Source organism: Gordonia alkanivorans NBRC 16433 (genome assembly GCF_000225505.1).
Taxonomy (GTDB): Bacteria; Actinomycetota; Actinomycetes; order Mycobacteriales; family Mycobacteriaceae; genus Gordonia; species Gordonia alkanivorans.
Genome location: NZ_BACI01000120.1, coordinates 148,537 through 160,373, shown reverse-complemented (window position 1 = coordinate 160,373; position 11,837 = coordinate 148,537). Strand labels below are relative to the sequence as shown.

Sequence of the window (11,837 nt, the reverse complement as noted above, 5' to 3'; positions counted from 1 at the left end):
CAGTGCTCGATCAGGGGTCGTGCGGGTGGTCTTCCGGCTCATCTCCGGGTGGCCGACCTTCGCCTTGCAGGGTACGGCGTCGCTCCTGATACCCGCTTCCCGCCAGCATCCGCTCGAGTTCGTCGGGTTCGGGACGGTCGGCGTCGGCGGGGTCGGGCTGACCGCGGAACCGGTGCCACAGCCTGCGTGCGGTCAGCAGCACGAGCGCCACGCCGGCGACGATGGTGATGTAGAACAGCGGCTTGCCGTAGGCGTTGGTGTGTACCTGCAGGGTGATCGGCTGACCGAGGGGTACACCGGTGACCGTGGCCAGCCGGATGTCGATGGTGATGGCCTCGGAGGTCTCACCGCGTGTGGGGAGCTGGATCTGCCGGGTTCCGCGGGCGGGGATCTCGATCACCCCGAGATCGCCGATCTCGATGCCCTCGGGCGCGGAGGTGGTCAGGCGGGCCCGAACCGGCAGGGCGAGGTCGTTGCGGACCGCGAGCAGGACCGGGCTGCGTTCGGAGGCCAGGGTGTACCGGCCGCCGGGGTCGAGGATCGTCACGGACTGACCGAGGCGGTGCAGGGTCGACGCCACGGCGTCGATGCGCTCCTCCTGCAGCCGTCGCAGATGCGTGTAGACCGCGGATCCCTCCACATCAGGGGACCTGATGGCACGCAGCTGGTCCTCGCGCAGCGGCGACATGTACCGCTCCGGGGTGGCCGCGACATCGGCCGACCGGACCAGCGCGCCCTCGAACTGCCAGCTGTCCTCGACGTTTCGACGGATGGCGGCGGTCGCCTGCGACGTGAGGACGGATCCGACGCGACCGACGGGCCCCACCCCCGGCGGGTTGGTCAGGCGGCCGGTGGCGCCGGCGGTGTTCAGTTCCTGCACCAGGGACGGCAGGGGTGTCGGCGTCGCGGCACCGGACTCGAGCAGCAGGCGCGCGGTCGCGAAGAGTGCATCCGAATCCGCGACCGTCGGGGACCAATAGGTCGGGGGCACGAGGAACGCCGAGCGACCCGCCACCGGGATCCGGGGGTTCGAACCGTCGGCCGAATCCGGTTGCGGCGCGACGATCGCCGGGTAGGCCAGCGCGGCGATCGCACTCTGGCGTCGACTCCCCGTCGACTCGTCGGTGAGGTCGACCTGCTGCGATTCCGGGGTGAGGGCCGGGGTGCTCGGTGCGGTGCCGATCGCCGCGAGTGACGCCGTGATGGGTGCGTCGAAGGTCTGGGCGGTGAGGCGTCCGACGCGGTAGCGGCCGGTGTCGTCGCGACGGCCGGTGGGGACGACCGAGTTCGACGCGAGCGCGGTCGAGGTCACCGCGGCCTCGGCCAGGGCGTCCGCACCGGCGTCGTCGATGGCGCCGAGCGCGGGCACGGACAGGCCTCGCACGCTGCGCACGCCCAGGATCGCGTCGACGATGTCGGCGGGCTTGCGGAGTGCCGCCTCGGTGAGTCCGGTGTTGCCGATCCGGGCGAGCGACGTCAGGTCGGCCTGCGCGAACGGCAACGCCACCACGCACATCCGGCTCGCGGTCCACCGCAGGTCGTCGAGCCAGCGGCCGGCGATCTCGGATCCGTTGCCGGGCCGGGCGGCCGAGGTCGGGTCGGCCGGGTTCGTCGACACCTCATAGCCGAGGGACATCGCGCGGACGGTCACGACGAGGTCGGGGTCGATGGCCAGGCACATGCTCTCGGCGAGCTTCTCGGAGCCGGGCACCGCGACCGGGGCCGGTTCGGCCGGGCTCTCTGCCGGGGGCTCGGAGGACGGTGGTCCGGACTGCTCGCGCGGCGGTGCCCCGACCACCTTCTGCAAGGCCTTGAGCAGTTCGTTCAACCGGCCGCCGGTGTCGAGCGACCGTGCCATGTCCTCGTTGATGAGCCGGACGGGCTCGGTGCTGCCGCCGAGGACGCCGGGTGCGAGCTGCGGCGGCGCGGCCATCGGCCACAGCATCGTCATCCGGGCCGGGCTGGCCAGATCAGCCGAGACCGAACCGTCGGGCCCGAGCCCGGGCACCGACGGGGAACCCGTCTCGTCGGCGGTCGGGTCGACGTAGTCGCGGGCGCGGATCTCGTCGGGCGGCAGCGACAGCACGGGCAGCAGCATGCGCGAACCGGCGACCTGGGCCGGGTTGCCGTAGTCGGGGGTGCCGTTGACGTTGACCTGCATCGGATAGACGCCGGTCGCGGAGATCCCGAGTCCCTGGCCGTCGGGTCCGGAACCGGCGGACAGCGCCATCGACATCCGGAAGCCGACGCTCTCCCCCGGCGCGAGGGACTCGCTGAGCGCCTCGAACGGACCGGCGACGGCCACCGCGGGATCGTCGTCGGCGAGCTGGGTGCGGAGTCCCGAGGCCGACCCGACGGCATCACCGCGTTCGAGGCGGATCGACAGGTTGCTGATCGAGCGGTCGCCGATGTTGTCGACACGACCGCTCACCGTCACCACCGGCCGGCTGGTGGTGGTGACGATCGACGGCGACATCGAGTCGATGACGATGCGTGCGAACCGCGGCGACGACTGCTGGGCGGGATTCGCCCCGGTGGCACTCGTCTCGGGTACGGCGGAGGCCGGTGCGGCGACACCCGGCAGCAGCAGTAGTGCGACGACCCCCAGCACCGCGGCCAACGCGATCACGACCTGCACCCGCGGATCGATGATCCCGCCGCGACGATCATGGCGTCGCTCGGATCGGCGGAGAGAAGGACGAGAGAACGGACCGGACCGGACAGGCAACAGCCGCGGCTCAGCCATCGGCGGCCGCGGGCCGTCGGGGACGGCGTCGTCGCCGGCGCGGACGAGCCGGGGGCGGGGGCTCGTTGCGGCGCTGATTGCGCGCTGCGGCGGCTTTCTCATAGGCGTTGGGTTCGGTGCGAATGCTGTCGGCCTCGGACTGGGCGAGTCGGGTCGGGTCGGCGGCGAGATCGGCGATCACGCCGCGGGCCATCCGGGCGAGTCGCCGCTCGTCAGAGTACGTGAGGCGACGCGGCAACTCGTGCAACGGCACCCAGGCCACCTCGCTGACTTCGTAGTCGGCGTCGGACAATTCGCCGCCGACACAACGCAGGAGGTAGTGGTGCACGGTCTTGTGGATGCGACGACCCTCGCTCACGAACCAGTAGTCGATCTTGCCCAGCGGCGCGACGACCGTGCCCAGGATCCCGGTCTCCTCCTCGACCTCACGGATCGCGGTCTGCTCGGCGGTCTCGCCGGTTTCGATGTGGCCCTTGGGCAGCGACCACATCATCCGGCCGCGACGATCCACCCGGCCGATCAGCGCGGCGGACAGCTCGTCGATCGGCAGACCGAGGTCGGAGACGACGAGTCCGCCGGCCGACGTCTCCCGCACGGTCCGGAGCTTCTCGGTGTTGGTGCGATCGTCGGACCGGTCGGCGGTGCGATCCGCCCGTGAGGAGCGGCGGCGGCCCTTACCGGCCTTGCCCGTCGTCGTCTGGGTCAGGCCCTTGGTGGTGATGGTCGCCGTGACCGTGGCCATGTCGGAAGGCTTCGGCGGCGTGACCTTCGGGCGGGCTCGGTCGGGGTCGACGGGGAGCTTCTCCACCGACTCGGCCTCGACGGGGTCGGGGCAGGCGGGATCGGCGGTGCGGGCGCGGACGAGGTCGTTCGGGGTGGGCCGGCCGGTCGACGGCGCCGGCGACGTGGCCGGGTTGTGCTGCTTGTGGGAGCCCGGTTTGTGGCCGTTCTGTTTGGGGCCGTTCTGCTTGGAACCGGACTGTTTGTGACCGGCGGCGGCGTGACCACCGTTGTTGTGCGCCGCGGTCGTTCCGCGACCCTCGCCCTTGCGGCGGCCTCGACGCCGGCGACCGCGCCGGGTGCGACGCCCCTGGCCGGCGGGATTCTGACCTGCATGTCCGCCACCGTCCCCATGCGAACCCGACGAGACGTCGCTGACGTCTGAAGGGTTGGTCGAGGAATCGGTGGACACTCCACGATGCTAGCGGCTGGTCACCTGCAGTTTGCCCGGACGCCTCGTAGTGCGGGGAGGATGTCGACACCGGCCACGGAACGGGCGGACACGGTGTACGACGGATATCGACAGGTGGCCACGACTCGGCCCGTGGTCCGGCCTCCTCCACGGCGTCGAAGCCGCGGGCGACGACGGTAGGGTGGCAAGCCGTGAATGACTCTTCTCCGTCGGATGTACGGCCGTCGGTGTCGGATCCGGACCGCAAGACGCGGCTGCTGGCTGCAGCGGCGATAGCGCTCCGGGAGCTCGACGACGTCCTGGCTCCCCTCGGGGAGTTGTTCGCGGCGGCTGGTCATGAGTTGTACCTGGTCGGTGGCTCGGTGCGAGACGCCGTGCTGGGTCGGCTGGGCAACGACCTGGACTTCACCACCGACGCTCGTCCCGAGCAGGTGTCCCGCCTCCTCAAGGGATGGGCCGACGCCTTCTGGGATGTCGGCATCGAGTTCGGCACGGTCGGCATCCGCAAGGGTGAGCACCAGATCGAGATCACCACCTTCCGTGCCGACAGCTACGACCAGGTCAGCCGGAATCCCGAGGTCACCTTCGGCGAGACCCTCGACGACGACCTGATCCGCCGTGACTTCACCGTCAACGCGATGGCCGTACGTATCGGTGCGACGGGCGCCGAGGACTTCTGTGATCCGCTCGACGGTATGTCCGCGTTGCTGGCCGGGATGATCGACACCCCGGCCACACCGGAACAGTCCTTCGGCGACGATCCGTTGCGCATGCTGCGCGCCGTCCGTTTCATCTCGCAGCTCGGATTCGGGCTCGCGCCACGCGTGTGGCAGGCCATCACCGAGATGAACGGTGAGATCGACCGCATCACCGCCGAACGGGTCCGCGCCGAGCTGGACAAGCTCATCTGCGGGGAGTTCCCCCTGGACGCGATCGACGCGATGGTCGAAACCGGTCTGGCCGAACGGGTGATGCCCGAGATCCCCGGGATGAAGCTCACCATCGACGAGCACCACCAGCACAAGGACGTCTACCAGCACTCACTCACCGTGCTGAAGCAGGCGATCGACCTCGAGGAGGGCGATCCCGACCTCGTCCTGCGCTGGGCGGCACTGCTGCACGACATCGGCAAGCCCGCGACCCGGCGCCACGAACCCGGCGGCGGTGTCAGCTTCCACCACCACGAGGTGGTCGGTGCCAAGATGGTGCGCAAGCGGATGCGGGCGCTGAAGTATCCGAAGGCCGTCGTCTCCGACGTCGCGGACCTGGTGTTCCTGCACCTGCGGTTCCACGGCTACGGCGACGGTGCCTGGACCGACTCGGCCGTACGGCGCTACGTCAACGACGCCGGTCCCCTGCTGGACCGTCTCAACAAGCTGGTGCGTGCCGACTGCACGACGCGGAACAAGCGACGCGCCCGCCGGCTACAGCAGAACTACGACAACCTCGAACAGCGGATCGCAGCCCTCAAGGAGGCCGAGGACCTGGAGAAGGTCCGCCCCGACCTCGACGGCAACGCGATCATGGAGATGCTCGGTGTCCCGCCCGGACCGATCGTCGGCCAGGCCTGGCGGTATCTGAAAGAACTCCGGCTGGACCGCGGACCGCTCAGCCACGAGGAGGCCGAACAGGCGCTCGGGGAGTGGTGGGCAGCGCGAGGGGAGAAGTAGGCGCGGGGAGGAGCAGTACCCGTCAGCTCGGCGTCGGTGCCGGCGTCGGCGGCGTGAAGACCTCGATCGCGTGCGGGACAGCCTCGAACACCGCGGGCAGTTCACCGACGAGATCACCGTCGACGGACACCAGCGCGGGCGGGTCGCAGTAGAGCTCAACCTCGCCCCCGCGCATCGTCTGCACCAGCGGATGGTCGACGTGCGTGCCGGCGAACACCTTCGGGAAGACGCGGGCAAGCGTCGGCCGGGCGAACCGCGGCGGAATCTTCGCGAGCGTGACGTCGAGCTGCCCGTCGGACACCGATGCCTTCGGGGTGATCTTCATGCCGCCGCCGTAGGAGGTGGTGTTCCCGATCGCGGCGAGGATGAGGTCGGCCTCGACGGTGTCGTCGTCGACGCGGACCTGGTAGTGCCGTGACCGCAGGGCGATGAGCTCGAACAATGCGGCGATCGTGTACCGCGACTGTCCCCGGGGCCGGCGCATGTCGATGGCGCGCGCGGTCACCGCGGCGTCGAAGCCGGTGGCCGCGACCGTGGCGAACAGGGCGGTGCGGCCGTCGGGGAAGCTGACGCGGCCCAGGTCGACGGGTCGTCGGTGGCCGTCGAGGATCACCTGGACGGCTTCGGCGGTGTCGAGCGGGATGTGCAGGTTGCGGGCGAAGTCGTTGCCGCTGCCGGCGGGGATGACGGCGAGTGGCTTGCCCGAACCGATGCTGGCCTCGACCGCGAGGCGGATGGTGCCGTCACCGCCGGTGATGGCCAACACGTCCGTGTCTCCCCGAGCGGCCTTTCCGGCGAGGTCGGCGGCATCGGCCATGTCCTCCCCGACGATGATGTCGACCGCGACGTTCTGTGCTTTCAGGAGGCCGGCGGCGTCCTGCGCCACGTGTAGCCCGGCTCCGTGCCGCGCATACGGACTGGCCACGATGGTGACGTGTCGGATGGTCATGTGGTCGGCCCCCCGCCGATTGTGTGATCCGTTACAGTGTTACACATCATGTCAATCCGTAACGAGGAGATCGGGGATCTCGTTCTGGACGCGGCCAGGGTCTGCCTGCTGCGTAGTGGCGGCCGCAAGGTGACCGTCTCCGAGGTCGCCCGCCAAGCAGGGGTGAGCCGACCCACCGTCTATCGGCGCTGGCCCGACATCACCGAGATCATCCGCGATCTGCTCACCCGTGAGGTTCTCACCATCGTCGACCACGTGATCGGTGAGCGCGGCGAGCCGCAGGACCTCGACGCACTCGCCGACCAGGTGGTGACGGTGGTCGGGGCGCTGCGCGACAGCGACCTCATCTCGTCCCTGTGGCGTGAACAGCGGGACTTCATGGCGCCGTACGTCTTCGAACGCCTCGGCACCAGTCAGCAGGGTGTGCTCGCATTGCTGGCGGACATGCTGGCCCAAGGGCAGGGACGCAAGCAGGTGCGTGCCGGTGACGCCAAGCGGATGGCGTCGATGGTGCTGCTGATCGCGCAGAGCTTCCTGCAATCCGGGGCGCTGGTGTCGGACATCCTCGCCGAGGGCTGGAGCACCGAACTCCACGGCGTCATCGCCGGCTATCTGAGGCCCGCGCCATGAGGACGTCCTGCTGATGGCCACGTTGTCCGCGCGGACCCGCGGTCGCGCTCTGGAGTCGATGGCATCGAGTGTTGGGCCCCTCGATCTGCTGGTGATCGGTGGCGGGATCACCGGCGCGGGTGTCGCTCTCGACGCGGCCACCCGCGGCCTGCGGGTCGCCCTCGTCGAGCAGGGCGACCTGGCCACCGGTACGTCACGCTGGAGCAGCAAACTCGTACACGGTGGTCTGCGGTATCTCGCGAAAGGTGATCTCCGGATCGCCCGGGAGAGTGCCGTCGAACGCCATCACCTGATGACATCCATTGCGCCACATCTGATCTCTCCGCTCAGACAGATCCTCCCCGACCGCGGTGAACGGCAGAGCTCGGTGCTGCGATTCGGGATGCGTGCGGCAGATCTGTTGCGCCGCAACGCCGGAACGCCGAGTGCGCTGTTGCCGCCGCCGTCGCGACTGTCGGTCATGGAGACCCTCGGCCGTTGCCCGACCCTGTCGCCGGCCGGACTCCGCGGCGGGATCTCGACCACCGACGGGCAGCTGATCGACGACGCCCGGCTCGTCGTCGCCGTGGCGCGCACCGCGGCCGCCTACGGTGCGCTGATCTGCACGTACACGCGCGCCGACCGGGTCGACGGGCGCGGTGCCACGCTCAGCGATGTGTTCACGGGTGAGAGCTTCGACGTCGGCGCGCGGATGGTCGTGAACGCCACCGGCGTCTGGTCCGGCGCGGTCGACGACTCGATCGCCGTCCAACCCAGCCGCGGAACCCATCTCGTCGTCGACGCGACGGCCCTGGGGAACCCGACCGCCGCACTGACCGTCCCGGTCGGAAAGTCGTTGTCCCGGTACGTCTTCGCACTACCCGCACAGTTGGGTCGGGTCTACATCGGCCTCACCGACGTCGCGGCGCCGGGCGCGATTCCCGATGTGCCGACACCGGACGACTCCGAAATCGACTTCCTGCTCGATGCGATCAACCCCGCCCTGACCCGGACCCTCGACCGCTCCGACATCATCGGCGTCTACGCCGGTCTGCGGCCGCTCATCGACGAACGCGGGACCCCCGGCGCCGAATCAGACGGCCTCGCCGATGTCTCGCGCCGGCACCACGTCCGGGTTCGCGGCGACGGACTGGTGACCGTGCTCGGCGGCAAGCTCACGACCTACCGCCGGATGGCGGAGGACGCGGTCGACGCCGCCCTGACCACCACCGATCTGACCGCGGGTGAGTGTGTCACCACCACGACCGCGCTGGTCGGAGCCCTGCGCGACCCGCGCGAGAAGGGACTCCCGGCGTCGCTGGTGGCGCGCCTCGGCGGGGAGGCCCCGACGGTCGTCGAGACGGCCACGGTGGACCGACCGCTGGATCCGATCGCCCCCGGCATCGACGTCACCCGCGCCGAGATCGAGTTCGCGGTCACGCACGAAGGCGCGGTCGGCGTCGACGATGTCCTGCACCGGCGGACACGGATCGGCCTGGTCCGGCGCGGCGCCGATCTGGCACGACCGGAGATCGAGAAGATCGTGGGTCGGGTCTTGGGCTGAGCGCTCCGCGCTCAATACCCCATGGTGCGCAACGCATCTGCGAGACGGTCGAGGTCTTCGCGCTGCGCGTCGAGATGCGGGCTGAGGCGTAGGACCGGCGTCTCGGCCGCCAGGGGTGCGCGCCAGGTGCCCGCCGCGGTGACCAGGATGCCGAGCGAGAGCAGCTTCTCCCGTGCGGTGGCGACGTCCTCGAACTGCCACCCGGGCGGCGGCGCGAGGGTCACGATCGCCGACGGCTCGTCGAGCGGTTCGACGACCTCCCAGCTCGCGATGCCGTGCAGTCGCTCGCGGGTGACCCTGCCGATCATCGCCAGCTCGCGGAAGACCCGCTGCTGTCCGACGTCGAGCAGTTCGCGAACCGCGATGCCGAGTCCGAGGCGGCCGGCGATGAATGCGTCGGATCCGTCGATCTCGACCGGTCGCAGGGAGTCTCGGCGCACCGCGACGAAACCGACACCGCGCGGGCCGGCCAGCCACTTGCGGCTGGTGCCGTAGACGACATCGGCGCCGGTGACGGTGGGGACGTGCCCGACGGATTGGGCCATGTCGACCACCACCGGCACGCCGACGCGGTGGGCCAGCTCGACGATCCGCGCGACCGGCTGCACCGCGCCGGACATCGACCCGATGTGGCAGATGTGGATGAAGTCGGGTTGCTCGAACTGCAGCATGTTCTCGAGCGCATCGGTGTCGACGTGGCCGTAGACGTCGGCGTCGGGCATCGTGCGGACGGCATAGCCGCGACGCTCGAACTCCTCGAGGTTGGGACCGAACTCGTTCTTCGCCACCCACACCGTCGAGGTGACGGGGAGACTCCAGTTGGTGAGCAGGGCGCGCAGGGCTGCACGGGCGCTCTCGCGGAAGATGATCTCGTCGGGCGTGTGCCCGATCAGGGCGGCCAGATTGCGTGTGTCGCGGGCGATTTCCTCGGCGCGGTCGTCGGCGGCGACGTAGGAGCCACGTTCGGTCTCACGCCACAGGTGAGCGGTCATCGCGCCGATCACGCCGTACGACGATCGCCCGGCGGATGCGGAGTCGAGATGCGCGAGGGCGGGTTTCAGCCGCGCTGCATGCCATTGCTCGCCGAGGTCGCTGACGTACATAGGGCCTCAACCTACCGGGTACGAACGGGCTCGGTCACACGCCGGGGGTGATGTGGCGTGGGATCGATGGAACCGGCCGGGGTGGTGCATGCGTCCAAGAACGCATGGACCCGGTGATCGAGTATTTCTTCGGGCCCGGCGATGGTTCGACGACCCGCTGGTCCACTCCTGCCGACACCGCTCTCGGCGATTCCGGGCCCGACGCGGTCCGCCTCGACTTCGACGGTGACGGCCGTCGGGACGACGCGATGTGGGACACCGACGGCGACGGCATCGCCGATGTGGCAGCTCTCGACACCGACGAGGACGGGGAGCCGGACGCCTTCTACCGCGACTCCGGCGCGGGGTTGTGGGACCGTGCCGTCGACCGCGTCGGGGTGGTTGGCGAATCCGGCTCGCCGGAGGCGCGCTCCCCCGAGGCCGACGGGTCAGGGGAACCCGACGGGCCGAGAGACTTGCGCCTCGACCTGGACGCGGACGGATCCACCGACCTCGAACTGGTGGGGGCCGAGAAGGGAGGTCGGCTGACGGCCGAGCGCCTGTATGTCGACGCCGACGGGGACGGTGTGACGGACACGGTGCTGGTGGACCTGAACGGAGACGGGGTCGCCGACGCGGCCTACGACAAGCGGGACCCGCGGTTCACGCGGCGGGGTCGCTGACCGCCCGTGGACCGGCCGCGGGTTCACCGGCTTCTTCCGCACGGTTGTAGAGGGCGCGCACCGCCACCATGCCGAGCAGGTAGAGCACCACACCCAGGACGACGAGCACGGTGGCGTGGCCGTCGACGGGGATCGCCAGTGCCGCGATGGTGACCGCGCCGACGTAGGCGATGTTGAACACGGCATCCTGCACGGAGAACACCTGACCGCGTACCGCGTCACCGACGTCGACCTGCATCGCGACGTCACCGCACAGCTTGGCGACCTGGCCGATCAGACCCAGCACGAACGCCGATCCGCAGATGACCGCGAAGTGGAATCCCAGGACGGTCACCTCGGCGACGGCTCCGACGCCCAGTGCACACATCAGCGCGGCGTACCGCCCGACGCGTGCCACCGCGATCGGGGTGATCACCGCGGCGAGGAGGGCACCTGCTCCGGTGAAACCGATGACGAGGCTGACGCGGTCGAGCCCGTCGCCCGGTCCCATCTGGCGGGTCAGCACGAGGATCATCAACGTGTTCATGCCGAACACGAGTCGGTGGGCGCCGATGGCCGACAGTGCGGCCGCCACCGTCTTGTGGGTCGCGACCGCCCGGGCGCCGTGCCACAGGCCGACCGAGACCGCATGGAACGCCGACCTGCCCGGATCGTCGGGTTCGTCGGGACCCAGTTGCAGCGGTCGGAATCCATGCGCCAGACCGCCGGATACGACAGCCAACACGATGCCGGCGAGCATGGTGAGCGCACTGCCCGAGTTGTCGTCGCCGAAGATGGCGCGCAGACCCAGCGTGATCCCGAGTCCGACGCTGAGCATCGCGCCGCCGAGCGTCGTGAACAACGCGTTGGTCGCCACGATCACCTCGCGTCTGGCCACGTGCGGGAGTCCGGCGGACAGACCCGCGGCGACGAACCGGCTCGCACCCGTTGCGGCGAGTGCGGAGATCAGCACCACCAGGTCCGGTGCGCCGGATGCGACCGCGATCGCGACGAGTCCGATGATCGCGCCGCGCAACAGGTTCGCGTACAGCAGTACATTGCGTCGATCCCAGTGATCGAGCAGCGCTCCGGCGAACGGACCGATGAGCGAATAGGGCAACAACAGCACTGCGAGACCGCCCGCGACGGCCAGCGGATCCGCGTGACGTTCGGGGTTGAAGAGGATGCTCCCGACGAGCGCTGCCTGGAAGATCCCGTCCGTGACCTGACTCGAGAGACGGACGAACAGCAACCGTCCCAGACCCGGTGAGTGACGGAGCGAATGGATGAACACCGACCACCCGCGGCTTTGGCTCACCTCGGTGCTGTTCACCCGTTCAAGCGTACTCACCGACGCCGGTGG

The 11,837-nt window shown here is 69.9% G+C and carries 9 protein-coding genes; 4 read left to right on the top strand and 5 right to left on the bottom strand.

The genetic code is table 11. The annotated features are described in order from the left end of the window. Nucleotides 1-10 precede the first annotated feature (10 nt). Nucleotides 11-2,848: a DUF6049 family protein gene (locus GOALK_RS22465; RefSeq protein WP_373278728.1), complete on the bottom strand. Its 2,838-nt coding sequence runs from the start codon at nucleotides 2,846-2,848 to the stop codon at nucleotides 11-13. After that, nucleotides 2,739-3,938 carry an NUDIX hydrolase gene (locus GOALK_RS22460; protein ID WP_006361148.1) on the bottom strand — a complete coding sequence of 400 codons (1,200 nt, stop codon included), beginning with the start codon at nucleotides 3,936-3,938 and terminating at the stop codon, nucleotides 2,739-2,741. The genes GOALK_RS22465 and GOALK_RS22460 overlap by 110 nt, the downstream gene beginning before the upstream one ends. A 227-nt stretch (nucleotides 3,939-4,165) precedes the next feature. Here GOALK_RS22460 and GOALK_RS22455 point away from each other — a divergent pair, with 227 nt between their 5' ends. Then, the gene (locus GOALK_RS22455; RefSeq protein ID WP_006361147.1) at nucleotides 4,166-5,608 is read left to right on the top strand and encodes a CCA tRNA nucleotidyltransferase; all 1,443 of its coding nucleotides are present in this window, start codon (nucleotides 4,166-4,168) and stop codon (nucleotides 5,606-5,608) included. 22 nt (nucleotides 5,609-5,630) lie between these two features. Here GOALK_RS22455 and GOALK_RS22450 read toward each other — a convergent pair whose 3' ends face one another. Beyond that, entirely contained in the window at nucleotides 5,631-6,557 is a 927-nt protein-coding gene (locus tag GOALK_RS22450; protein WP_006361146.1) for a diacylglycerol/lipid kinase family protein, read from the bottom strand. Between the two features lie 48 nt (nucleotides 6,558-6,605). On the opposite strand from GOALK_RS22450, the gene GOALK_RS22445 reads away from it, so the two are divergent. Both GOALK_RS22445 and GOALK_RS22440 read left to right on the top strand, forming a co-directional pair. After that, on the top strand, nucleotides 6,606-7,187 hold the full coding sequence (locus GOALK_RS22445) for a TetR/AcrR family transcriptional regulator (RefSeq protein WP_006361145.1): 582 nt from the start codon (nucleotides 6,606-6,608) through the stop codon (nucleotides 7,185-7,187). Between the two features lie 13 nt (nucleotides 7,188-7,200). Further along, entirely contained in the window at nucleotides 7,201-8,730 is a 1,530-nt protein-coding gene (locus tag GOALK_RS22440; protein WP_006361144.1) for a glycerol-3-phosphate dehydrogenase/oxidase, read from the top strand. 11 nt (nucleotides 8,731-8,741) lie between these two features. Here GOALK_RS22440 and GOALK_RS22435 read toward each other — a convergent pair whose 3' ends face one another. Further along, a complete protein-coding gene (locus GOALK_RS22435) occupies nucleotides 8,742-9,833 on the bottom strand; it encodes an aminotransferase class V-fold PLP-dependent enzyme (protein ID WP_006361143.1) in 1,092 nt (363 codons plus the stop codon). 104 nt (nucleotides 9,834-9,937) lie between these two features. Between GOALK_RS22435 and GOALK_RS22430 the strand changes: the two genes are divergently transcribed. Continuing rightward, the gene (locus tag GOALK_RS22430; protein WP_006361142.1) at nucleotides 9,938-10,495 is read left to right on the top strand and encodes a hypothetical protein; all 558 of its coding nucleotides are present in this window, start codon (nucleotides 9,938-9,940) and stop codon (nucleotides 10,493-10,495) included. On the opposite strand, the gene GOALK_RS22425 is transcribed toward GOALK_RS22430, so the two are convergent. Next, a complete protein-coding gene (locus GOALK_RS22425) occupies nucleotides 10,476-11,807 on the bottom strand; it encodes an MFS transporter (RefSeq protein ID WP_006361141.1) in 1,332 nt (443 codons plus the stop codon). The two genes, GOALK_RS22430 and GOALK_RS22425, sit on opposite strands and share 20 nt — an antisense overlap. Between the last annotated feature and the right edge of the window lie 30 nt (nucleotides 11,808-11,837).